The sequence below is a fragment of the Spartinivicinus marinus genome (assembly GCF_026309355.1).
GTDB classification, from domain to species: Bacteria; Pseudomonadota; Gammaproteobacteria; order Pseudomonadales; family Zooshikellaceae; genus Spartinivicinus; species Spartinivicinus marinus.
The window spans coordinates 4,803,323-4,827,634 of the sequence record NZ_JAPJZK010000001.1; the positions used below are offsets into that span (position 1 = coordinate 4,803,323).

General features: G+C 37.8%; 20 protein-coding genes. All 20 read left to right on the forward strand.

Features of this window, described 5'->3' with window-relative positions; all coding sequences use genetic code 11:
* The first annotated feature begins 38 nt into the window (after positions 1–38).
* The 20 genes from mtnA to pseG all read left to right on the forward strand — a co-directional run bounded on the left by mtnA (position 39) and on the right by pseG (position 24,303).
* The gene (gene mtnA / locus OQE68_RS21570) at positions 39–1,064 is read left to right on the forward strand and encodes an S-methyl-5-thioribose-1-phosphate isomerase (RefSeq protein WP_266195792.1); all 1,026 of its coding nucleotides are present in this window, start codon (positions 39–41) and stop codon (positions 1,062–1,064) included.
* 261 nt (positions 1,065–1,325) lie between these two features.
* Positions 1,326–3,953 (forward strand): DNA gyrase subunit A, encoded by a 2,628-nt coding sequence (gene gyrA, locus OQE68_RS21575; RefSeq protein WP_180569616.1) that lies wholly within the window; start codon positions 1,326–1,328, stop codon positions 3,951–3,953.
* A gap of 166 nt (positions 3,954–4,119) precedes the next feature.
* Positions 4,120–5,202: a 3-phosphoserine/phosphohydroxythreonine transaminase gene (gene serC / locus OQE68_RS21580; RefSeq protein ID WP_180569617.1), complete on the forward strand. Its 1,083-nt coding sequence runs from the start codon at positions 4,120–4,122 to the stop codon at positions 5,200–5,202.
* Positions 5,203–5,207: 5 nt separating this feature from the next.
* The gene (pheA, locus tag OQE68_RS21585) at positions 5,208–6,302 is read left to right on the forward strand and encodes a prephenate dehydratase (RefSeq protein WP_180569618.1); all 1,095 of its coding nucleotides are present in this window, start codon (positions 5,208–5,210) and stop codon (positions 6,300–6,302) included.
* Positions 6,303–6,326: 24 nt separating this feature from the next.
* Positions 6,327–7,436 carry a histidinol-phosphate transaminase gene (gene hisC, locus OQE68_RS21590; protein WP_180569619.1) on the forward strand — a complete coding sequence of 370 codons (1,110 nt, stop codon included), beginning with the start codon at positions 6,327–6,329 and terminating at the stop codon, positions 7,434–7,436.
* 84 nt (positions 7,437–7,520) lie between these two features.
* The gene (locus OQE68_RS21595; RefSeq protein ID WP_180569620.1) at positions 7,521–9,743 is read left to right on the forward strand and encodes a bifunctional prephenate dehydrogenase/3-phosphoshikimate 1-carboxyvinyltransferase; all 2,223 of its coding nucleotides are present in this window, start codon (positions 7,521–7,523) and stop codon (positions 9,741–9,743) included.
* 3 nt (positions 9,744–9,746) lie between these two features.
* Complete coding sequence (gene cmk / locus OQE68_RS21600; RefSeq protein ID WP_180569621.1) at positions 9,747–10,442, forward strand: (d)CMP kinase; 696 nt, start codon at positions 9,747–9,749, stop codon at positions 10,440–10,442.
* A gap of 180 nt (positions 10,443–10,622) precedes the next feature.
* Complete coding sequence (gene rpsA, locus OQE68_RS21605) at positions 10,623–12,305, forward strand: 30S ribosomal protein S1 (protein ID WP_180569622.1); 1,683 nt, start codon at positions 10,623–10,625, stop codon at positions 12,303–12,305.
* A 299-nt stretch (positions 12,306–12,604) separates the two neighbouring features.
* Entirely contained in the window at positions 12,605–12,913 is a 309-nt protein-coding gene (locus OQE68_RS21610) for a LapA family protein (protein WP_180569623.1), read from the forward strand.
* Positions 12,914–12,923: 10 nt separating this feature from the next.
* Positions 12,924–14,111: a lipopolysaccharide assembly protein LapB gene (gene lapB, locus OQE68_RS21615; RefSeq protein ID WP_180569624.1), complete on the forward strand. Its 1,188-nt coding sequence runs from the start codon at positions 12,924–12,926 to the stop codon at positions 14,109–14,111.
* A gap of 306 nt (positions 14,112–14,417) precedes the next feature.
* Positions 14,418–14,594, forward strand: a complete 177-nt coding sequence (locus OQE68_RS21620) for a transcription termination/antitermination NusG family protein (protein ID WP_180569625.1) — start codon at positions 14,418–14,420, stop codon at positions 14,592–14,594.
* A gap of 932 nt (positions 14,595–15,526) precedes the next feature.
* On the forward strand, positions 15,527–16,573 hold the full coding sequence (locus OQE68_RS21625; protein ID WP_180569626.1) for a Wzz/FepE/Etk N-terminal domain-containing protein: 1,047 nt from the start codon (positions 15,527–15,529) through the stop codon (positions 16,571–16,573).
* 83 nt (positions 16,574–16,656) lie between these two features.
* The gene (pseB, locus tag OQE68_RS21630; protein WP_180569627.1) at positions 16,657–17,661 is read left to right on the forward strand and encodes a UDP-N-acetylglucosamine 4,6-dehydratase (inverting); all 1,005 of its coding nucleotides are present in this window, start codon (positions 16,657–16,659) and stop codon (positions 17,659–17,661) included.
* 27 nt (positions 17,662–17,688) lie between these two features.
* A complete protein-coding gene (pseC, locus tag OQE68_RS21635) occupies positions 17,689–18,846 on the forward strand; it encodes a UDP-4-amino-4,6-dideoxy-N-acetyl-beta-L-altrosamine transaminase (protein ID WP_180569628.1) in 1,158 nt (385 codons plus the stop codon).
* Positions 18,843–19,532: a pseudaminic acid cytidylyltransferase gene (gene pseF, locus OQE68_RS21640; RefSeq protein ID WP_180569629.1), complete on the forward strand. Its 690-nt coding sequence runs from the start codon at positions 18,843–18,845 to the stop codon at positions 19,530–19,532. The genes pseC and pseF overlap by 4 nt, the downstream gene beginning before the upstream one ends.
* Positions 19,533–19,547: 15 nt before the next feature.
* Positions 19,548–20,168: a pseudaminic acid biosynthesis-associated methylase gene (locus OQE68_RS21645; RefSeq protein ID WP_180569630.1), complete on the forward strand. Its 621-nt coding sequence runs from the start codon at positions 19,548–19,550 to the stop codon at positions 20,166–20,168.
* 9 nt (positions 20,169–20,177) lie between these two features.
* Positions 20,178–21,320, forward strand: coding sequence for an N-acetyl sugar amidotransferase (locus OQE68_RS21650; RefSeq protein ID WP_266195900.1), 1,143 nt, complete (start codon positions 20,178–20,180; stop codon positions 21,318–21,320).
* A 5-nt stretch (positions 21,321–21,325) separates the two neighbouring features.
* Positions 21,326–21,943: an imidazole glycerol phosphate synthase subunit HisH gene (hisH, locus tag OQE68_RS21655; RefSeq protein WP_255490952.1), complete on the forward strand. Its 618-nt coding sequence runs from the start codon at positions 21,326–21,328 to the stop codon at positions 21,941–21,943.
* 3 nt (positions 21,944–21,946) lie between these two features.
* Entirely contained in the window at positions 21,947–22,702 is a 756-nt protein-coding gene (gene hisF, locus OQE68_RS21660) for an imidazole glycerol phosphate synthase subunit HisF (RefSeq protein WP_180569632.1), read from the forward strand.
* Positions 22,699–24,303 (forward strand): UDP-2,4-diacetamido-2,4,6-trideoxy-beta-L-altropyranose hydrolase, encoded by a 1,605-nt coding sequence (gene pseG, locus OQE68_RS30950; protein WP_180569633.1) that lies wholly within the window; start codon positions 22,699–22,701, stop codon positions 24,301–24,303. The genes hisF and pseG overlap by 4 nt, the downstream gene beginning before the upstream one ends.
* Positions 24,304–24,312: the final 9 nt, after the last annotated feature.

Genomic DNA, 24,312 nt, shown 5'->3' on the forward strand with positions numbered 1-24,312 from the left:
TGTTTATCCCAAAATGACCATTAAAAGAAGGAGCGTTTGTGTACGAAGTCATTAAGTGGTGTGGAGACCATTTACAACTATTGGATCAGCGTAAACTGCCTGTCCAGCAACAATATTTTTTATGCTATCAGGTAGCGGATGTCATTGATGCTATTAAGCTAATGGTCGTCAGAGGAGCACCTGCTATTGGGATTACCGCAGCGTATGGGGCAGTGCTAGCTGCCAAACAACATGATACAGCTGAATTATTAAACACTTTAGACTCACTGGCTCAAGCCCGGCCAACTGCTGTTAATTTGCATTGGGCCGTTAAGCGAATGAAAAAGCGGGTTATTCATCACCAGGAAGGTCAATTAGATGAGTGTTTGTTAGCAGAGGCAAACGAGATTTTTCAGCAGGAAATCGTGGCTAACCAGCAAATGGCTGCCTATGGCGCTGAATTAATAGCCCAGTCTAATGCACCTTGTAATATCCTGACTCATTGTAATACTGGTCGGCTGGCTACAGGAGGAAGTGGTACAGCATTAGGGGTGATTTGTCGTGCTTATCAGCAAGGGCTGATTAGTCAACTGTTTGTGGATGAAACTCGCCCTTGGCTGCAAGGTTCTCGGCTCACTTGTTGGGAGTTGCAGCAGGCAGACATTCCTTTCCAGCTTAATGTTGATGGTGCGGCTGCACATCTAATCAAAACTGAAAAGGTAAGCTGGGTAATAGTGGGAGCTGATCGGATAACGGCCAATGGGGATGTGGCTAATAAAATTGGTACCTACAGTTTAGCTGTGTTGGCTCGTTATCATCAGGCTAAGTTGATGGTGGTTGCTCCACTGTCAACGTGTGACTTATCCATGGCGAGTGGTAGTGATATTCCATTGGAACATCGGGAAGCAACTGAGTTATGTTATTTAGCTGAACGGCAGTTGGCGCCTGATAACGTGGCTGTCAATAACCCAGTTTTTGATATTACCCCAGCTGAATTGGTGGACTTTATTGTGACTGAACGAGGTATTGTAGCTAATCCGACAGCGGAAAAATTGAAAAATCTGTTTGAGGCGTGTGCTGTTTAAAATTATTACTGGCCAGTCACTTCTGAAGAAACGATAAAAAGTCTGCAAATCATAGAGTTAGCCCGCTGCTATTGAATATACAGCGGCTATGATTTGAGGTATACTTGGCGTCCATTTCTTATTGTTGAAAAACCGTTTTGTCATTTATCAAGCCAAGACTTTTTAACCTTATTTCTAAACAGTGCCGATGCCTGATCCTTATGTCGTTACAGGCGCAGTTGGCTTTTAGCTTGTACTCAAAATTAAGGAACGTATTCCATAATGGGTGAAATTGCCAAAGAAGTCCTTCCAGTCAATATCGAAGATGAACTGAAGCAGTCCTATTTGGATTATGCGATGAGTGTAATTGTGGGGCGTGCCTTACCAGATGTTCGGGATGGCTTGAAGCCGGTTCATCGCCGTGTGTTATTTGCCATGAGCGAGCTAAGCAATGACTGGAACAAACCGTATAAAAAATCTGCTCGGGTGGTGGGTGATGTCATTGGTAAATACCACCCTCATGGTGACTCTGCTGTATACGACACTATTGTCCGGTTAGCGCAACCTTTTTCAATGCGTTATACCTTGGTCGATGGGCAAGGGAACTTTGGTTCCGTTGATGGTGACTCGGCAGCAGCCATGCGTTATACCGAAATTCGCATGGAAAAGATTTCCCATGACATCATGGCGGATCTTGAAAAAGAAACCGTTGACTTTGTGCCAAACTATGACGGCTCTGAGCAGATTCCAGTCGTGATGCCTACTCGGATTCCTAATCTATTAGTTAATGGTTCGTCAGGTATCGCTGTAGGCATGGCGACCAATATTCCACCCCATAACCTCAATGAAGTGGTTAATGCCTGCTTAGCATTGATAGAAAATCCAGAGTTAGATATTGATGGTTTAATGGAGTATGTTCCTGGCCCAGACTTCCCTACGGCAGCAACCATTAATGGCCGTGCAGGTATTTTACAGGCTTACCGCACTGGTCGGGGCCGAATTTATGTACGGGCTAAAGCTGATATTGAAGTTGATGAAAAGAAAAATAAACAAACCATTATCATCACTGAAATTCCTTACCAATTAAATAAAGCTCGACTGATTGAGCGTATAGCCGAGTTAGTTAAAGAGAAAAAAATTGAAGGCATCACCGAAATTCGTGACGAGTCGGATAAAGACGGTATGCGAGTCGTTATTGAGCTGCGTCGTGGTGAGGTAGGTGAAGTTGTCTTAAATAATCTGTATGCCCAAACCCAGCTTGAGTCTGTATTTGGGATAAATATGGTAGCACTGGTTGATGGCCAGCCTAAGCTACTAAACCTGAAAGAAATTTTAGAAGCCTTTGTTCGTCATCGCCGTGAAGTTGTCACTCGTCGTACAGTTTATGAACTGCGTAAAGCCAGAGAGCGTGGTCATATTTTAGAGGGGCAAGCAGTTGCATTATCTAACATTGACCCTGTTATTCAGTTAATAAAAGAATCACCCACACCAGCAGAGGCTAAACAAAAGTTAATTAATACCCCTTGGCAAGCAGGTTTAGTCCTGTCAATGCTGGATAAAGCAGGAGCAGACTCTTGTCGTCCTGATGAGCTACCCGCTCAATATGGTTTGCGTGATAACCATTATTACTTATCACCTGTTCAAGCCCAAGCCATTCTAGACCTTCGCTTGCACAAGTTGACGGGGCTTGAGCATGATAAACTGCTGGAAGAATACAAGCAGTTGCTGGATAAGATTGCTGAGCTTGGTTTGATTCTGGCTAGTCCTGAGCGCTTATTGGAAGTGATTCGTGAAGAGCTGGATGTGATCAAGGAAAGTTATGGTGATGAACGTCGGACTGTGATCACCAGTTCTCGTCAGGATTTAACCGTTGAGGATTTAATCACCGAAGAAGACATGGTGGTGACAATTTCTCATGGTGGCTACGCCAAAACGACACCACTGGATACTTACCAAGCTCAACGGAGAGGTGGGCGAGGCAAGTCAGCGAGTGGGGTTAAAGATGAAGATTTTATTGAGCACTTGTTAGTTGCTAACACCCATACCCAAATTTTGTGCTTCTCAACCAGAGGAAAGGTCTATTGGTTGAAAGTGTATGAAATTCCTCAAGCAACTCGTACTTCCCGTGGTCGTCCAGTCAATAATATTCTGCCGTTAGGAGAAGATGAGCGGATTTCAACGATTCTGCCGGTTGAAGAGTATAACGATGGCCACTTTGTCTTTATGGCAACATCTAAAGGTACTGTGAAGAAAACACCATTGGAGCAGTTTAGTCGCCCTCGCTCTTCAGGTTTAATTGCAGTAGATCTAGATGATGATGACCATCTAGTAGCAGCTGCTATTACTGATGGTGAAAGAGATGCCATGTTATTCAGTAGTGCGGGTAAAGCTATTCGCTTTAAAGAAGCAGATGTGCGAGCAATGGGCAGAACGGCCCGAGGTGTACGAGGTATTAAACTGCAAGAAGGCCAGCAAGTTATTTCATTGATTATTCCTGGTGAGACTGGCCAAGTGCTAACTGCCAGTGAAAATGGCTATGGAAAACGTACCCGTCTGGAAGACTTCCCTGTTTATGGTAGAGGTGGTCAGGGGGTTATTGCTATGCAAAGCAATGAGCGAAATGGCCCGTTAGTGGGAGCTACTTTGGTTGACGACGGTGATGAAATGATGCTGATCTCTGATCAGGGCACTTTAGTGAGAACCCGAGTAGACGAGATTTCTATATTAAGCCGAAATACTCAGGGTGTTCGCTTAATTAAGCTGGCGGGCGATGAGCACTTGGTGGGTATTGAGCGAGTCGCTGAGCCTGGGGAAGTACCCGAGGATGATGAAGCTGATGATAATGTTATGGATACTGAGGCTACTGATGAAGCGGCAGGTCCTGAAGATGACTTGCCTGCTGATGAGTAGCAGCTAATTGCAAGTTGAATAAGGGCCAGAATACTGGCCCTTTATTTTTGAGTTGCCCTAACTATACGTTGGATAGTGTCGTCTTAGCTTTTATGGCTGTCTCCATTAATTGGGTAACAACTAAATAAAGTGCTTGGGTGTTTACCTTCTGAGGAGTAATACGTTTATGAGCCGTGCTTTTAATTTTTGCTCAGGTCCAGCCTCGATGCCTGAGGCAGTTTTGGCGCAGGCACAACAGGAGTTGTTGGATTGGCAGGGAAGGGGGGTTTCAGTGATGGAGGTGAGTCATCGCAGCCCTGAATTTGTTACTGTGGTCGAAGAAGCTGAGCAAGACTTGCGTGATTTAATGGCAATACCTGATGAGTATGCGGTTTTATTCATGCAAGGTGGAGCAACAGCTCAGTTTGCGACAATTCCAATGAATCTGCTGGGTAGTAAGCAGCAAATGGATTATGTAGATACTGGTGTTTGGTCGCAAAAAGCGAGTAAAGAGGCTGCTCGTTATGGGGAAGTAAATATTGTTGCTTCTGCTAAAGAAAATAACTACAGCAAAATTCCTGAAATGGCTGAGTGGCGACTTAACCCACAAGCAGCTTACCTCCACTATACCCCTAATGAGACGATTAATGGGGTTGAATTTGCCTGGGTACCGGAAACAGGTGAAGTACCTTTAGTGGCGGATATGTCATCCTCTATTCTTTCTCGACCCATTGATGTTAGTCAGTTTGGTTTAATTTATGCTGGAGCACAGAAAAATATTGGGCCTGCGGGTTTGGTAGTGATTATTGTAAAAAAATCCCTATTTGGTAATGCATTGCCTATTACACCTTCGATAATGAATTATGAGCAAGTGGCCAAGCAACAGTCTATGTTAAATACGCCGCCGAGTTTTGCAATTTATTTAGCGGGATTGGTATTTAAATGGCTGAAGCAGCAAGGGGGAGTGGCTGCAATGGAAGCACTTAATCAGCGTAAAGCAGAAAAGCTTTATCAATTTATTGATCAAAGCAGCTTTTATCAGAACCCAGTAGACGTCAGCTGCCGCTCTTGGATGAATATTCCATTTACCCTGGCTGATGATAAGCTGGATAAGCAGTTTTTAGTCGAAGCAGAAGCAAACCAGTTATTAAACTTAAAAGGCCACCGGTTGGTAGGCGGAATGCGCGCTAGCCTTTATAATGCAATTCCTGAGCAGGCTGTTGATGCCCTCATTGAGTACATGAAAGACTTTGAGCAACGTTGTGGTTAACCATTATGTCTGAAGAATCAGCAAAAAATTTAAAAGCATTGCGTGAAAAAATAGATGATATTGATCATAAAATCTTAACTTTGATTAGTGAACGTGCTAACTGTGCTCAGCAAGTGGCTAAGGTTAAGAAGACATTTAATGCAGATGCTTTTTTTTATCGGCCAGAACGGGAAGCTCAAGTATTACGCAGTGTAATGGATAGTAACCAGGGACCATTAAATGATGAAGAAATGGCTCGGTTGTTCCGTGAAATTATGTCTGCCTGTTTGGCGCTGGAGCAACCAATTAAAGTGGCTTATTTAGGCCCTGAAGGTACCTTTACTCAAGCTGCAGCTTTGAAACATTTTGGCCAGTCGGCAATTAGTATTCCAATGTCAGCTATTGATGAGGTTTTCCGTGAGGTAGAAGCAGGTGCTGTGAATTACGGTGTAGTGCCAGTTGAAAACTCCACTGAAGGGGTGATCAATCACACCCTAGATAGCTTTATTGGCTCTCCCTTGCAAATATGTGGTGAGGTTGAGTTGAGAATTCATCATCACTTGCTCATTGCTGATACAACGAAAAAAGACAAAATCTCTCGTATTTATTCTCATGCGCAGTCATTTGCCCAGTGCCGTAAATGGTTGGACTCTCATTATCCTCATGCGGAGCGGATAGCTGTCAATAGTAATGCTGAAGCTGCCAAGCGAATTAAGTCGGAGTGGCACTCTGCTGCTATTGCTGGTGATATGGCAGCAGAATTATATAGTTTAGAAAAAATCTCAGAAAAAATTGAAGATCGCCCAGACAACTCAACTCGATTTTTAATTATTGGTAATCAAGCTGTGCCTGCCAGTGGTGATGATAAAACTTCTATAGTAGTTGCCATGCGTAACCAGCCTGGAGCGCTTCATGCGTTACTTGAACCATTCCATACCCATAATGTGGACTTAACTCGAGTGGAAACTCGTCCCTCAACCAGCGGCACGTGGAATTATGTTTTCTTTATCGACTTTATTGGACATATTGATAATGAAGACGTGAGCAAAGTATTAGTAGAGGTAGGTCGCCGAGCATCTGAGTTGAAGGTATTGGGGTCTTATCCTAAAGGGGTTTTATAAATAAAAAATTAAGGAAGTGAATTCATGGTATGTGATGTAGAAGTGTTAACCAGAGCAGGGGTGCGTACGATTCACCCCTACCAGCCAGGTAAACCTATTGATGAATTGGCTCGTGAGCTTGGCTTGGAGCCTGCCAATATTATTAAATTGGCCAGTAATGAGAACCCACTAGGTCCGTCGCCAAAAGTATTAACTGCAATTGAGTCTGCCGCTACTGAGCTTAGCCGTTACCCAGATGGTAATGGCTTTGTTTTAAAGCGTGCTCTTGCTGAAAAATATGGTATTCAACAAGAGCAAATTACGTTGGGTAATGGTTCTAATGATGTGTTGGAGCTTATTGCTCGGGCATTTGCAGGACCAGGTGATGAGGTAATTTTTTCTGAGTATGCTTTTGTGGTTTATCCTCATGCTACCAAAGCAGTAGAGGCTACGCCTGTAGTTGTTCCTGCTGTAAACTGGGGGCATGACTTAACCGCTATGGCTAATGCCGTGACGAAAAAAACCAAGCTGATTTTTGTTGCCAATCCTAATAACCCAACGGGCACTTGGTTTAGTAAAGAAGCGCTTAAGGCTTTTTTAGACAAGGTTCCTAGCCAAGTAATTGTTGTGCTGGACGAAGCCTACATAGAGTATGTTGACGACCCTAACTTCCCAAATGGATTGGACTACTTAAGCCTATACCCTAATTTGGTGGTTACCCGTACTTTCTCTAAAGCCTATGGTTTAGCTGGTCTAAGAGTGGGCTATGGTCTTTCATCACCGGCAGTTGCTAACATTTTAAACCGTCTTCGTCAGGCATTTAATGTAAACAGCCTGGCGCTTGTCGCAGCCGCAGCTGCATTAGCAGACCACCAGTATTTAGTCGACTCGATTGCTATTAATCAGCAGGGTATGGCGCAATTAGAGGCAGGTTTTGCTGAGCTGGGTTTAAGCTATATTTCATCAAAAGGTAATTTTGTTGCGGTGGAAGTGGGAGCACAAAGCCAGGTTATTTATCAACAGCTGTTGGCTGAGGGAGTTATCGTACGCCCAGTAGCGAATTATCAGATGCCAAATCATTTGAGAGTGAGTATTGGATTACCTGAGGAAAACCAGCGGCTGTTAACGGTGCTTAAACAGGTGATTGCTGTCTGAAGTCTATTTCTGCTGACTCTTGTATCGATGCAGTAAGTTTAATTTTAGTTATCAGCCAAAGCGTTGGCTTTATCCCTTTATTTTATGAATAAATCCGTAACACTATCAGAGTCTGTTGTACTCATTGTTGGTTTGGGCCTGATTGGTGGCTCGGTTGCCAAAGCTGTTAAAGCAAATCAAATATGCGGCCGGGTGATTGCCTGTGACTGTGATGAGCAAGCACTTAAACTGGCTAAAGTAAAAGACATTATTGACGACTATTACCTTGATTTGTCTGAGGCGGTTGCGCAAGCCGACCTGATTGTGTTGGCTGTACCTATTTTAAGCATGGAAGGTATTTTTACAGCCATCAAAGGGTGTGATTTTACTGGAAAAATAATCACTGATGTGGGTAGTGTTAAAAATAATATCTTAACTGCTATGGAGCAGGTTTTTGGCCAGCTGCTTCCCCAATATATACCAGGGCATCCTATTGCGGGATCAGAGCAAAGCGGAGTGATGGCAGCGAAAGCAGATTTATTTGCAAATCATAAGGTAATTCTAACGCCCCACGCTTTTTCAGATAAGCAGGCAGTGACAATTATTGCTGCTTTATGGGAAAAAATGGGGGCAGAAGTTTTATTAATGGATGTTCAGCGCCATGATGAAGTGCTGGCTGTGACTAGCCATCTTCCCCATTTGCTAGCGTTTTCACTGGTTGATACCTTGGCTACTGAGCGAGATAACCAGGAGATTTTTCGCTACGCAGCGGGTGGCTTCAGAGATTTTACTCGTATTGCCGCCAGTGATCCCACCATGTGGCATGATATTTTTGTAGCAAATAAAGCAGCTGTTCTCCAAGCACTCAATGATTTCACTGACGGCCTTGAAAAATTAAAAGTGGCCGTTCAAACAGGAAACAGCCAATATATGAAAGGTGTTTTTACTCGAGCTAAAGTCGCTCGGGAACACTTTTCTAAAATGTTGGCACGAAAAGCATATCTAGAACCTATGAAGCAACAAAGTCTCGTTTATTGTTCAAAGCCTGCTAGTTGTTTGACTGGCACTATCCGTGTACCTGGAGACAAGTCTATTTCCCACCGCTCGATTATTTTGGGCTCACTGGCTGAGGGAACAACTCAAGTCAGTGGTTTTTTAGAAGGCGAAGATAGCCTTGCCACTTTGCAAGCATTTCGTGATATGGGAGTAGTGATAGAAGGTCCTCATCAAGGTAAAGTGACAATTGATGGTGTAGGGCTTCACGGTTTGAAGCCTGCACCAGGGCCTCTGTATTTAGGGAATTCTGGCACAGCCATGCGGTTGTTTGCTGGTTTAATGGCTGCGCAGTCTTTTAATGTCACATTGGCAGGGGATGAGTCCTTATCAAAACGGCCAATGGAGCGAGTGGGTAATCCTCTCAGATCAATGGGGGCAGTGATTGATACAGAAGCAGGCGGCACACCGCCCTTAAAAATCAGTGGTGGCCAGCAGCTTAAAGGTATTAAGTATAATATGCCAATGGCCAGTGCTCAGGTGAAGTCCTGCTTACTATTGGCTGGCATGTATGCAGAAGGGATTACTGAAGTGACTGAACCTGCACCGACTCGTGATCACACAGAACGTATGCTACAAGGCTTTGGTTACCCAGTAGAGGTGGTGGGTGACAGTATTCGTATAACAGGTGGGGGCAAATTGTCTGCCGCAGATATTGAAGTGCCTTCTGATATTTCTTCAGCAGCGTTTTTTATGGTAGCTGCTTCCATAACGTCAGACTCAGATTTGCTGATTGAGCATGTTGGAATAAACCCAACTCGAATTGGTGTGATTAATATTTTAAAAGCCATGGGGGCGGACTTAACCCTTAAAAATGAACGGATGGTGGGTGGCGAGCCCGTTGCCGATATTCAAGTAAAACATGCGAAGCTTAAGGGAATTGAAATACCCCAAGATCAAGTGCCACTTGCGATTGATGAATTTCCCGTATTGTTTGTGGCTGCTGCTTGTGCCGAAGGAAAAACAGTCTTACGTGGCGCTGAAGAGCTAAGAGTTAAAGAAAGTGATCGAATTCAGGCCATGGCTGATGGCTTACAAGCTCTTGGGGTAAACGCTACAGCACTGCCTGATGGTATTGAAATTGTGGGTGGTTCAATTACTGGTGGTGAAGTAGATAGTTTAGGCGATCATCGGATAGCAATGGCCTTTGCTGTAGCTGGGCTGGTTGCTCAAGGTGCAATCGTGATAAAAGACTGCGCCAATGTGGCTACTTCATTCCCAAATTTTATTGAGTTGGCTCAGGCATCTGGCTTTAACCTGACTGTTGAAGGCTAAGTGATGGCAGATTTGTATTTTACCAAAGTGCCAGTCATAACAATCGACGGGCCCAGTGGTTCAGGAAAAGGCACAGTGGCTTCATTGTTGGCTAATCAGCTTGGCTGGCATTTGTTAGATAGTGGCTCTTTATATCGCTTAACTGCATTAGCTGCTCAAATTCATGGGGTTGACCTTGCTGATGAAGATAACTTAAAAGTGTTGGCTGCTCATTTAGATGTGCAATTTGTGGCTGCAACAGAAACTGAATCAGCCAAAATTATTCTAGAAGGTGAGCGAGTAGAGCGTGCAATACGTGCAGAAGATATCAGCTTACTGGCATCCCAAGTTGCGGCATTAACGCAAGTTAGACAAGCATTATTGGAGCGTCAACGGGCTTTTGCTGAAGCTCCTGGGTTGGTGGCTGATGGGCGTGATATGGGGACAGTTGTGTTTCCCAAGGCGCCCTTAAAAATTTATCTAACCGCATCAGCAGAGGTTCGTGCTGAAAGGCGCTTTAGGCAATTGAAAGAATCTGGTTTTAGTGCTAACATTGATCAGATTTTAGAAGATATTTGTGCTCGGGATGAGCGCGATATGAAGCGAGCAACTGCTCCATTAAAGCCTGCGGAAGACGCTATTATAATTGATACGTCTAGGCTAACCATTACTGAAGTTGTAACAAAAGTGATGGCTGAAGTGGAAGCTAGAGGCTTGTAAAGGTTTATACAATAGCTTTACCGGGGGCGGTAGTAAGGATTCCAGTGATACTTACTACCGCCTTATATTTTTAATTACCCCGTATTAGCTGGAAATGCGGTTTGTCATCCAGTTTATCTAACCATTTTTTGTTCTGGGAGATACAGGTGACATTATCAATTGATTTATGTAGGAATGAGTATGAGCGAAAGCTTTGCCGAACTATTTGAAGAAAGTTTAAAAGAATTAGACATGAAACCTGGTTCCATCATCAGTGGAATCGTGGTTGATATTGATAGCGACTGGGTAACAGTCCATGCTGGCTTGAAGTCTGAAGGTGTTATTCCTAAAGAGCAGTTTTTTAATGAAAGCGGTGAGTTAGCCATTCAAGTTGGTGATGAAGTCCAAGTGGCTTTAGACACTGTAGAAGATGGATTTGGTGAGACTCGTTTATCCCGTGAAAAAGCCAAGCGAGCAGAAGCCTGGACTGAGCTGGAAGCAGCTTACGAAGCAGAAAATATTGTTAAAGGTATTATTAACGGCAAAGTTAAAGGTGGCTTTACGGTTGACATTAATACCATTCGCGCCTTCCTACCTGGCTCTTTAGTTGATGTTAGACCTGTTCGTGATACAGCTCACCTTGAAGGCAAAGAGCTTGACTTCAAGGTGATTAAACTGGACCAGAAACGCAATAACGTTGTTGTTTCTCGTCGTAGTGTACTAGAAGCAGAAAACAGTGCTGAGCGTGAAGCATTACTTGAGTCTCTACAAGAAGGCCAAGAAGTTAAGGGTATTGTTAAGAACCTGACTGACTATGGTGCTTTCGTTGACCTAGGTGGTGTTGATGGCCTACTACATATCACTGATATGGCTTGGAAACGCATTAAGCATCCTAGCGAAATCGTTAATGTGGGTGACGAAATTCTGGTTAAAGTATTGAAGTTTGACCGTGATCGTAACCGTGTTTCGCTTGGCCTTAAGCAGCTGGGTGAAGATCCATGGGTAGCTGTTAAGAATCGCTTCCCAGAAGGTGCTCGTACCTCTGGCCGAGTAACTAACTTAACTGACTACGGCTGTTTCGTTGAGCTTGAAGAAGGTGTTGAAGGCTTAGTTCACGTTTCTGAAATGGACTGGACTAATAAAAACATCCACCCATCAAAAGTAGTTCAATTGGGTGATGAAGTTGAAGTTCAAGTACTAGACATCGACGAAGAGCGCCGTCGTATTTCCTTGGGTATCAAGCAATGTAAAGTTAACCCATGGGAAGAGTTCTCTACCAAGAACAACAAAGGTGACAAAGTTAAAGGTAACATCAAGTCTATTACTGACTTTGGTATCTTTATTGGTCTTGATGGTGCAATTGATGGTCTGGTGCACTTGTCTGACATTTCTTGGAGCGAGGCAGGTGAAGAAGCCGTTCGTAAATACAAGAAAGGTGAAGAAATCGAGACTGTTATCCTGTCTATCGATCCAGAGCGTGAGCGTATTTCCTTAGGTGTCAAGCAGCTTGAAGAAGATCCGTTTGCTTCTTATGCAAGCTTGCATGAAAAAGGCTCTATCGTAAAAGGTGTGATTAAAGAAGTGACTGCTAAAGCAGCGGTTATCACCTTAGCTAATGAAGTGGAAGGTACTCTGAAAGCTTCTGAAATTAGTCGTGATCGAGTTGAGGATGCGACTAATGTCTTAAAAGAAGGCGAAGAGCTTGATACTAAAATCATTAGCATTGACCGTAAAAACCGTGTAATCAGCTTGTCAATTAAGGCAAAAGATGAGGCGGATGAGAAAGCGGCATTAAAAGAGTTGCGGAAGCAAGAGCTGGAAGCTTCTGGTCCTACTACAATTGGTGACCTGATTAAAGCTCAAATGGATGGTGGCAAAGAATAATAACTTCTTGCTACGATAAAAAAGGCGACCAATAGGTCGCCTTTTTTGTTTGTGACGCAATTATATCTTCTTAATAATCAGGAACTTACTTGCTAATTAAGAACTGGTTAGCTATTTTTAGTCCGATAGAAGTAAATGGCTAAAAAGATTGAGCAAACTCATGTTTATGTAATCTATAAAGACAAGTGGCATATTACTAAACACAGGCTATGATAAATACGGCATTTGTCATTTTACTGCTACCTATTTGCCATTATAATTCTGACTAATAATATGGTCTTATGTGGGTCAAGAGCTAAATGTTGGTTAAATTACTAAATTACTTGAAGTGGGCTGGCTGGCTAGTGTTATTTGTTATCTTATTGCTAGCGGGAGTCGAGTTTATTGGCGCTAACCAACAAGAAATCAGCATCGGCTTTTTGGGTTATTCGTTAGAGCAGATCAAATTGTCAGTAATACTGATAGTCGTATTTATTGTTGGTGCAGTGATGGGACTAATCTCAGCGGCTGTTTTGCTTATTGTACTACAACTGAAAAACAAACAGTTAAAGTCAAAGTTGAAGCGTAGAGATGATGAAATTCAAAAGCTTCGCACCAGTTCGCTATAAAGGTTAATCTTTGAACGATACGGTTTACTTGCTTGGTTTTTTTTGCGCAATTGCCATTGGGTTTTGGTTAGGGCGTCGAGATAAGCGCAAAAAAGTTAGAAAGTCAAAGGAGCGGCTATCTAAAGAGTATTTTATTGGCTTGAATTATTTGTTGAATGAACAAACCAATGAAGCAATTGATACTTTTATTAAAGCACTAGAAACCAACCCAGATAGCCAAGAGACATTCGACACTTGCATTGCATTAGGAAGGCTATTTTGTAAGCGTGGTGAAGTTGATCGAGCAATTAGAGTTCATCAAAGCCTATTAGCACGGCCAAGTCTTACTAAAAAACAATCTTTGATGGTGCAGTTGGAACTATCACGGGACTATTACTCGGCTGGATTGTTGGACAGGTCTGAAGGTTTGTTGACACAACTGGTAGAAGTCAGTGCCGGTTTTCAAGTCGAAGCGCTAGAGTTATTACTTGCAATTTATCAGCAAGAAAAAGAATGGCTTTTAGCTATTGAAATTGGGAAGAAATTATTAAAGAATAATGTGGTCAGCTACTCAAATTTGGTCGCTCACTTTTATTGTGAGCTTGCTGAAGAACAAGTAGCCAAGTCGAATACAACTGAAGGTAGGGAATATTTAAAGCAAGCGTTGAAGTATAACAAACAATGTGTACGAGCAAGCTTGGTTTTAGGTAAGCTGGAATACAGCCAAGGGAATTTAAAAGAGTCATTAAAAGCATTACAGAAAATATATAATCAGGACCCAGACTATATATCAGAATCAGTCCCTCTATTAGAAGAATTACGTACAGAGCAGTCAGGGTCTATACAAAAATCAGTAAATAGTTACTTACAGAAGTGCTTAAAGGATTACCCGTCAGTAGCTATAGTTTTATCACTAGCAAAAGAAATAGAAATGAAACAAGGGGCTAAAGATGCTGGCAAGTTTATAGCTGAACAGCTTGCTAGGCGCCCCTCATTAAGAGGCTTGAATCAGCTTATAGATATCCATATTGGTATCGCTGAAGGCAAGTCAAAAAAGAATCTAGGATTGTTAAGGGAACTAACAAGGAAACTCTCCGATGGAAAGCCACTCTACCGCTGCATTAACTGCGGCTTCTCAGGTCAAGAACTGCACTGGCAATGTCCCAGCTGTCAGCACTGGGGTGAAGTTAAGCCCATACATGGTGTTGAAGGTCAGTAATGCTATAGTAATAGTCTATTGAAATTTAGGTATTTGGTAATAAGGAATATTATCATCTCTTAGCTTTGGTATATTTCGCACCTCAATTTAAACGTGACTAACTGAAAGGAGAGACTTATTAACTATATATTGATATTTTGTCAGAGAGCCTATTGCTGAAAATGTTGTTATCTTGAGCGGTTAGGTTTTTTGGGTAGTCAAATGCTTTAGCTTATTCTGCCATATGGTCGCTATATATAGCAGTAAAGTAAATCGTACAAGACTTTAGTATATTGTATAAATAACTATAGGTGCTTTGCCAAGATTATGTGGTATCTTATTAGATCAAAGCTGCGAGAAGATAAAAGAGCGGTATTTCACTTAGAAAACCAGCACTTTTCTGTTTATTGCTCTTTTATAACTAAGAAAAACGGCAAGGAAGAGCCTTTATTTCCGGGTTATTTATTTTTAGAAGCAAATAATGCTAAATCAATTGTTCAGTAAAGTAAGCTCTACTCGTGGTGTAATAGGCTTTGTTAGGTTTGGAGAGCAGTTTGCGAAAGCTCCATATGAACTTGTTGAAAACATCAAAACTCAGGAGGAGTCTCTCTCTGGTTAACCAGTTTTCAAGTAGAATCAACTTAAAGATGGATCTTTTAAGGACCCAAGAGCAGTGTATGTTTGTGACTCAGGAATGGAGCTTTGTGTTGTCTTGCTAAATATTTTAAATAGAACACAGAAAATAATTGCAGAACAGAGACAGGTTGTGGCTTACTAATGATACACTAATTATTTAAGCTAAATCTTATCAATTGAGTAGCTAAATAATAGATATACAAAATTTGTAAATTTATTTAGAAGATAATAAATTATAATAAGGGTTATTGGTTACTAAGGATCTGTGTAAATCTAAGTAGTTAAAGGTATTAGCTGAAAAAATAAAACTTCTTTCGATTTATTTCGAAGTAACAGTTACAAAACTGTATGCAAGTCTACAACAGGATAAAAAAAAGAACGTTTATATAAGTATAATTTAGTTTAAAGGTTTTTATTAATTATGTTGTAATCTAAATAGTCAGCATAAAATGAAATTAGCAATGTTAATGTAGTTAAGAATTCATTAAAATTATTTATTATATGTATTGGATGCATTGATACTCAGAGCAAAGGAGATTGCTATATCTTTAAAAATTGTAATATAAACTTCTATAGTGTAACTCTATATAATAAATTAATTATTATGATGATGAGTATCTATTTAAAGTGAACTTACCTGTAAGTTTGGTATAGCTTAAGCTGTTAGTATTTTGTCATAATATGGATTATAAAAGAATATTGTTTAAAGGTCTGTATTCTTTATAAAAAATAATATAATACAGGTGACAGGAAAGTAATTATAAACCTGTGGCGGTAGCGTGGGTAAATATAAGAGATCAATGGATATAAAAAATTATTCATATGAGAATGGGATATCAATAAAAGATATATTTATTGTTTTATTTAGAGAAAAAATAACAATTTTTATTACTACTATTGTTAGTTTAGTTCTTGCAATAAGCTATCTTTTTATTAAAACACCAATATATAAAACTGAAGTAATAATTAGTAAGCCTTACAACTCTCAAATAATGGAATTAGATGCTGAAGGGGTTTTTAAAATAACAGCAGAAGATGTTTTTTCATCTTTTAAAGAAGCACTGAAAATTAATAAGTATTTTTATAAGTTTTATGGAAATAATAGAAAACTATTTTCAGGATATAGTATAGATAATGAGAATGTTGAAGCTAGTCTGAGTAATATTATAACAGAATGGAACTTAAATAATTTTATAGATACTAAAAAAGAGGTAAAATCTACATCTTTTTCTATTGAATATCCTTCGTATGTACAAGGGTATATACTGTTAAATAATTATATAAAATTTGTAATAGAAAAAGAAAAAACTTTATTTATAGATGAGCTCGATAAAATAAGAAATGCAAAAATTAAAAAATTGAATCATAAAATTAGTGCAAATAAAAAAGCGTATGAAGTAATTAAGAAAGCACAAATGGAAAAAATAAATGAAGCTATTTTTATAGCAAGAGCAATAGGATTAAAAAAATCATATAAATTGCAAGAAGAAGGGGAAGGAATAAATAGTAATATAAAATCAGCTACAGTAATAAAGGCAGAAATAAGTAATCAACAGACCCCTCTATATTATAGGGGGTATGAGGCGTTAGAAGCAGAAAAGCAAACATTAGTAAATAGAAGTAAGGATGATTTATTTATACCAGGTATTATTGATCTTGAAAAACAAATTTACTATTTGAAACAGCTGAATCCGGAAAAAGATAAAATTGCAGTTGCAAATTTAGTACATAAGGCATTTAAGCCAGGTGAAAAAATAAAACCTAGAGGGGGAATTGTTTTATTAGTCTCAGTATTTGTTGGTTTTATTCTTGGAATGATAATTATATATCTAAAGTCTGTTATTTGAGATGGAAAAAAAATACATAACAAAGTAATTTAGTTTTTTTGGAATTAATCCTTGATTTAGACAATTAATAAGCGGCATAAGTTATGTTTGATGGAAAAGATATACTTATCACTGGTGGTACGGGATCATTTGGTAAGCAGTATGTAAAGACGATACTTACTCGATATAAGCCTAATAGATTAATTATATTTTCAAGAGACGAGCTTAAACAATATGAGATGGAGCAGCAGTATAACGATCCCTGTATGCGTTATTTTATTGGAGATGTTCGTGACAAAGAACGTTTAAAGCAAGCAATGAGGGGAGTCAATTTTGTGATCCATGCTGCAGCGTTAAAACAAGTCCCCGCAGCAGAATATAATCCGGTTGAGTGTATAAAAACAAATATTCATGGGGCTGAAAATGTAATTAATGCAGTTCTAGAAAATAATGTTGAAAAAGTAATAGCACTTTCAACGGATAAAGCTGCTCATCCAATCAACCTATATGGTGCAACAAAACTTGCTTCTGATAAATTATTTGTAGCAGCAAACAATATGGCAGGTAGACATAAAACACGATTCAGTGTAGTTAGATATGGAAATGTAGTTGGATCTCGAGGATCTGTAGTTCCATTGTTTAAGACGTTAATACAACAAGAGGTAAAAGCACTTCCAATTACTGATCATAGAATGACTAGATTTTGGATTACGTTACAACAAGGTGTTGATTTTATTTTAAAGAATTTTGAACGAATGAATGGTGGTGAGATTTTTGTACCAAAAATTCCTTCTATACGGATTAGTGATTTAGCCAAAGCAATGGCACCAAATATAGAGCATAAAATTATTGGAGTCAGACCAGGTGAAAAATTACACGAAATTATGTGTCCTGCTGATGATTCTCATTTAACGCTTGAGTTTGAAGACCATTATGTGTTACGCCCTACAATAAAATTCACAGGAAGAGTAAATGGGTATAAAATTAATGCGTGTGGTGAAAAAGGACTCCCGGTGAAACAAGGTTTTGAGTATAACTCTGGAACAAATGAAAAATTTTTATCTATAGAAGAAATAATAGAGTTTAATAAAATGGCGGGGATATACTAAGGATATAGTCACGATAAAAGGGTTAATATGATACCTTATGGTAAACAGAGTATTGATCAAAATGATATTGACTCTGTAGTTAAAGTATTAAAGTCTGATTTTCTTACGCAGGGACCAATGGTTCCTTTATTTGAAGGTGCTATAGCAGAAAAAGTAGGTGTTAATCATGCCGTTGCTGTAAATAGTGCTACATCTGCATTACACTTAGCATGCTTAGCATTAAATGTTGGAAAAGGGGATATTGTATGGACGTCACCCATTACTTTTGTAGCATCAGCAAACTGTGCTTTGTATTGTGATGCATCAATTGACTTTATTGATATTGACCCAAAAACATTTAATATATGTCTAATAAAATTAGAAAAGAAACTACAAAAAGCTGAATTAGATAAAAAAATCCCAAAAGTTGTAATTCCAGTTCATCTGTGTGGTACATCTTGTGATATGGAGGCAATTTACCAATTAAGTAAACGATTTGGTTTTCACATTATTGAAGATGCTTCTCACGCTATTGGAGGGTATTATCAAGGGATCCCTATAGGAAGTTGTAAATACAGTGATATTACAATATTTAGCTTTCATCCAGTTAAAATTATTACTACGGCTGAAGGTGGTATGGCAGTAACTGCTTGCTCAGATCTAGCCGATAAAATGATTTTACTGCGAAATCATGGAATTACTCGTGATACAGAGCAGATGACACATGAGTCTGATGGGCCATGGTATTACCAACAAATATCGCTTGGTTTTAACTATAGGATGACAGATATACAAGCTGCACTTGGTTTGAGTCAGTTAAGTCGGCTAGACGAGTTTGTGGAAGATAGGAATAAGCTAGCAACAAGATATAAAATTATGTTAGATTCGTTGCCAGTTTCACCACAATATATACAAAAATATAATTACTCTAGTTTTCATCTATACGTTATTCGTATAGAGCTAAATAAAACGCATTTAACCTATCGAGAAATATTTGAAAGGCTTCGAGCAAAAGGTATTGGAGTTAATGTTCACTATATACCAATTCACACACAGCCTTTTTATAAAACGAAGGGATTTAAGAAAGGTGACTTTCCCTCTGCTGAAGCATATTACGAAAACGCAATGAGTTTACCTATTTTTCACTACATGAGTCAAGAACAGCAAAATAAGGTTGTAAAAACATTACAGGATATTTTAGGTTGAATATTGCAATTATTCCGGCCAGAGGTGGTAGTAAACGCATAAAAAATAAAAATATAAAAATATTTTGTGGGAAGCCAATAATTGCCTATTCAATTGAAGCAGCACAAGTAAGTAACTGTTTTGAAAAAGTGATTGTTTCAACTGACAGTGAAGAAATAGCAAATGTGGCGCGAGCTGCAGGAGCAGAAATACCATTTACAAGGCCAGATTATATTTCAGATGACTATGCAGACACAATTTCAGTGATTAAGCATGCAGTAGAATTTTATAAAGAAAAAAATCAGTTTTTTGATAATGTGTGCTGTATATATGCAACAGCTCCTTTTGTTACTGGTGATATAATATATAAAGGTTTAATAAATTTAAAAAATAGTAACAGTGATTATGCAATAACAGTTACAGACTTTTCGTTTCCTATTCAACGGGCAATAAAAATTACTGAGCAAGGTCGAATCAAAATGATTCAGCCAGATCATTACCAAACACGCTCACAGGATCTGATAAAGACATATCATGATGCTGGACAACTTTATTGGGGAAAAAGTAATGCTTTTTTAGAAAAAAAACCAATTTTTTCTGAATCAACAGTCCCTATAATATTACCAAGAAATCAGGTTCAAGACATTGATACAGAAGATGATTGGATTGAAGCTGAATTTAAATATAAATTGATAAATGATTTATAATTTATGTAGGTGTCCATGAAAACATTTAAGACAGAACAAGAAGATTTTTGGTTTGGTGAATTTGGTGATAAATATATTACTAGAAATGATGAAAATAAGTATTTATCAAGTAATATTACATTGTTTTCAAAAATTTTAAGTAAAACTAAGCAAGTTACATCTGTAGTTGAGTTCGGCTGTAATATAGGTTTGAATTTAAAAGCTATAGATCAACTAACTGATAATATTAGATTAACAGGAATAGAAATAAATCAATCTGCAGTTGAAGAATTAAGGGCTTGGAAGAAGGCTGAAGTTTTAGAAGGGTCAATTTTAGACTATGAAAGCAAGGAAACGTTTGACTTTTGCCTTGCAAAAGGTGTTCTGATACATATAAACCCAGAATATTTAAGTAAAGTGTACGATAAATTATACTATTTTAGTAAAAAATATATATGTATTTGTGAATATTATAATCCCACTCCAGTCTCATTATCTTATAGAGGTCATAATGAAAGACTTTTTAAAAGGGATTTTGCTGGTGAAATGTTGGATAGTTTTTCAGGTCTAGAGTTAGTGGATTATGGTTTTTGCTACCATAGAGATAGTAATTATCCTCAGGACGATATAACTTGGTTTTTGTTAAAAAAAATATGAGATTTGAAAGTGATAAAATATTGTATAAAGTGCTTAATGCCAGATACAAAACCTGATTTGTTATTCAATGAAGGAATATGCAATGCGTGCATTAACTATAATACCCGTGAAAGAATAGATTGGGATCAAAGAAAGAAAGAGTTAATACAAATTATTGATAAATACAAAAATAATAAGAAATGGGATTGTATTATACCTGTAAGTGGTGGAAAAGATAGTACTTATCAGGTAATTCAGTTACTTAAACTAGGGGTAAATCCCCTTTGTGTAACATCGACTACCTGTGATTTATCAGATATTGGTAGACGTAATATTGAAAATATTAAAAATCTTGGTGTTGATTATGTTGAATTTTCACCTAATCCTATTATTAGAAGAAAGTTAAATCATATAGGTTTAACTCAAGTAGGTGATATTTCATGGCCAGAACATGTGGGTATTTTTACAATACCTGTAAGAGCAGCTGTACAATATAATGTCCCTCTGATAATTTGGGGCGAGAATTCACAAAATGAATACGGTGGACCTGCTTCTGCCGTTGAGAATAATACACTGGATAGAAGCTGGTTGGAAGAATTTGGTGGACTTCTAGGATTAAGGGTTAGTGATGTTGTAGGTATAGATGGAATAGAACAAAAACACTTGGTTGCTTATACCTATCCAAGTAACGAAGAGTTAACAGCAGTCGGTGTGACAGGACTGTTTCTCGGATATTACATCCCATGGGATGGATATAGTAATGCATTATTGGCTCAAGCATATGGTTTTGAAACACTTCACTGGGCTGTTGAAGGTTCCGCTGTAAACTATGAAAATCTTGATAATTATCAAACAGGTATTCATGATTATTTTAAATATTTGAAATTTGGTTTTGGACGAGCAACAGATATAACATGTTTACATATAAGACGAGGAAGAGTTAGTAGAGAAGATGGACTTCAAATTGTCCAAAAAAATGATGGAAAATTTCCTTGGACTTATCTAGGTAAGTCACTTGAAGATATACTAAAACCGTTAAATATATCACTTGATCAATTTATTAAAATTTGCGATCAGTTTACAAATAAAAAGATATTTAAAATGGATAGAAGAGGCAACTTAGTAAAAGATAATGAGGGTAATCTAATAAAATTGAATTATGATAATATATGAAACCTATGATCATAGACTATGGGGTTGGAAATCTGACCTCCGTGAAGTCTGCTATAGAAAGATGTGGTTATGAAATTTTCATTTCTAATGATGTATCTGATCTTTTAAAAGCATCTCACGTAATACTACCTGGCGTTGGGGCATTTTCTGCAGCAATGAACAGTTTAAAAGAAAATGGTTGGGTTGAAGCTTTAGAGGATGAAATAATTAAATATCAAGTTCCTTTGCTAGGAATTTGTTTAGGAATGCAGCTACTTGCTTCAACAAGTGAAGAAGGAGTACTTGAAGATAAAATAAAAGGTTTGGATTATATACCTGGAGAAGTAAAAAAATTAAAGCCGAAGTGTAATAAAGAAAGAGTTCCCCATGTAGGTTGGAGTGAAGTCCAGTTTGCTAGTAAACCAGATATTTTTTCAAATATTAAAAATAATACAGACTTCTATTTTGTTCATAGCTATCATTTTAAACCTGAGTCAGAAAAGCATATAGTGTCCACTACAGAGTATTGTGGAGGCTTTTGTTCTGCAGTCAGTAAAGATAGTATTTTCGGAGTTCAATTTCATCCAGAAAAGAGCTCAAAAAATGGACTTAATATATTAACTAATTTTTTGGAGATAAAATAAGTTGTGCTAAAAGTTCGTATTATGCCAACTTTGTTATGGAAAGACTTTGGTTTAGTTAAAGGAATTTCTTTTGACTCAAACAGAAGAGTTGGGGCATTGCTTCCTTCAATAAAAGTGTATTCAGTAAGAGATGTAGATGAATTAATTCTTTTAGATATTACTGCAACAGAACAAAATCGATTAGCTGATGTAGAAACTATTAAAGATATTTCAAAGGAAGTATTTGTTCCTTTTACAGTTGGGGGAGGAATAAAAAAAGCAGTAGATATAAAAAATATTCTGTTAGCTGGTGCAGATAAAGTTACTATTAATACAGAAAGTTATAAAAATAATAATATAATAGAAGAAGGAGCTAAAATATTTGGCTCTCAATGTATTGTAGCAAGCATTGATTTTAAACGAGTAAATGGCAAAACTTTTTGTGTCAGTCATGCTGGTACTAAAGTTGAGCCTATTGAGGTTACACAATGGGCAAAAACTGTTGAAAATATGGGTGCTGGAGAAATACTATTAACCTCTGTTGATAAAGATGGAAGGATGGATGGTTTTGATTATGAGATTGTTGGTGAAGTTACTAGTTTAGTAAATATACCAGTCATTGCTTCTGGTGGCGCGGGTTGTGCTCAAGATATATATGAGGTGATAAAAAAGGGAGGGGCATCAGCTATTGCTGCTGCTAGCATTTTTCATTTTACAGAGCAAACACCTCAAGAAATAAAAGAGTATTTATATACTAAAGGAATAAATGTAAGAAGGTGAACGTAGTATTTCGGGCTGATGCATCCAACACAATTGGATTTGGACACATTATGAGATGTTTGACACTGGCTAGACATTTCGAAGAACTAGGGGCTAATATATATTTTTTTTGTCGAGTTATTCCCGATACCCTAACAAAAAAAATTATACAAAAAGGATATCACTTAAAGTTAATTACAACAAAATTAAGTAATAGCTACATTGATTTCTTTTCAAAAATAAAAATAAAAAATGCTAGGATGGTATCGTTTCCGTATAACGAATGGTTAGATATATCTTGGGAGCAAGATGCTAATAGTAGTATTTTATATTTAAAAGATATTGGTAAAGTTGAAATTGTTGTTGTTGATTCATATAGTATTGATTTTCGTTGGGAAGAAAGGATATCCCAGTATGTAAATTATTTGGTAGCAATTGATGATCTTGCTAATCGAAATCATTATTGTAATTTAATTATAGACCAAACATTAGGCTGTATAAAAAAAAATTATTTGAATCTAGCACCCAACACTTGTTCCTTCCTTTTAGGAAGTGATTATGTAATTTTACGATCAGAATTCTTAGATTATAGAGAAAAATCAATAAAAAGACGTAGGTCTAAAGATAATATTAGAAATATTCTAATAAATTTTGGAGGGCTTGACCCTGACTTTATTACAATAAAAATACTAGAACTCCTGGGTAAAATTGAAGATACAACGATAAAGAGTATAGATATAGTTATAGGTCGAGGTTCAAAATCTTATAAAAAAGTTAAACAACTAAGTAAATCGCTTCCTTATAATATAAATATATATTCTGATATAGGTAATATGGCTGAAATTATGTCAAATGCCGACTTAGCAATAGGAGGAGTAGGTAGTTCTGCATGGGAGCGCTGTTGTTTAGGTATACCATCAATACTAGTAGTTTGTGCTGAAAATCAATTAATGAATGCTAAAAAATTGGTTTCTATAGAAGCTGCTGATATTTTATCATATTCTACAGAAATATCTGATTTTCATAAAGATGAATTGTATAAACTTATAAGCGACGTATCAAAATTGAAACAAAATGGCCTAATTGCATCTAAACTATGTGATGGAAGTGGGGTAGATAGAATAATAAATTTTTTACTACCTAGAAAGTCGAAAGATAATACATATGTTAATATACGGCCAGTCACAATAAAGGATAAAGAGCTAGTTTATAGTTGGCAAATTTTACCAAGTACAAGAAAATATTCTCGTAATCCAGATATACCAGACTATGAAGAACATTCTGTTTGGTTTGAAAAAAAGCTAAAAGATATTAATAATTATTTTTACATTATTTTACATAAAGAAATACCTTCAGGTGTAGTTAGGCTAGATCTCATTGAAAGGGCTAAGTTTTCAAATATTGATATAAGAAATCAATTATATGAGATATCTGTTTATGTTAGTGATGATCAATATGGTAAAGGATTAGCTAGTATTGCAGTTTCTAAGATTGAAAGCTTAATACCAAAATCAACTATTATGGCCTATGTATCAAAACAAAACAGTTCTTCTCAAAAGTTATTTGAAAAAGTAGGATATAAAAAAATTCAAGAATCAACATATATAAAATATACGATATAATAAATATAT

Excerpts from the sequence above, each read along its gene's own strand:
- OQE68_RS21645 (WP_180569630.1), top strand. The coding sequence starts at position 19,548 with ATGAAAACATTTAAGACAGAACAAGAAGATTTTTGGTTTGGTGAATTT.
- cmk (WP_180569621.1), top strand. The coding sequence starts at position 9,747 with ATGGCAGATTTGTATTTTACCAAAGTGCCAGTCATAACAATCGACGGG.
- pseB (WP_180569627.1), top strand. The coding sequence starts at position 16,657 with ATGTTTGATGGAAAAGATATACTTATCACTGGTGGTACGGGATCATTT.
- pseC (WP_180569628.1), top strand. The coding sequence starts at position 17,689 with ATGATACCTTATGGTAAACAGAGTATTGATCAAAATGATATTGACTCT.
- OQE68_RS21625 (WP_180569626.1), top strand. The coding sequence starts at position 15,527 with ATGGATATAAAAAATTATTCATATGAGAATGGGATATCAATAAAAGAT.
- serC (WP_180569617.1), top strand. The coding sequence starts at position 4,120 with ATGAGCCGTGCTTTTAATTTTTGCTCAGGTCCAGCCTCGATGCCTGAG.
- OQE68_RS21595 (WP_180569620.1), top strand. The coding sequence starts at position 7,521 with ATGAATAAATCCGTAACACTATCAGAGTCTGTTGTACTCATTGTTGGT.
- OQE68_RS21620 (WP_180569625.1), top strand. The coding sequence starts at position 14,418 with ATGTGGTATCTTATTAGATCAAAGCTGCGAGAAGATAAAAGAGCGGTA.
- rpsA (WP_180569622.1), top strand. The coding sequence starts at position 10,623 with ATGAGCGAAAGCTTTGCCGAACTATTTGAAGAAAGTTTAAAAGAATTA.
- hisC (WP_180569619.1), top strand. The coding sequence starts at position 6,327 with ATGGTATGTGATGTAGAAGTGTTAACCAGAGCAGGGGTGCGTACGATT.
- pheA (WP_180569618.1), top strand. The coding sequence starts at position 5,208 with ATGTCTGAAGAATCAGCAAAAAATTTAAAAGCATTGCGTGAAAAAATA.
- gyrA (WP_180569616.1), top strand. The coding sequence starts at position 1,326 with ATGGGTGAAATTGCCAAAGAAGTCCTTCCAGTCAATATCGAAGATGAA.
- OQE68_RS21610 (WP_180569623.1), top strand. The coding sequence starts at position 12,605 with ATGTTGGTTAAATTACTAAATTACTTGAAGTGGGCTGGCTGGCTAGTG.
- hisH (WP_255490952.1), top strand. The coding sequence starts at position 21,326 with ATGATCATAGACTATGGGGTTGGAAATCTGACCTCCGTGAAGTCTGCT.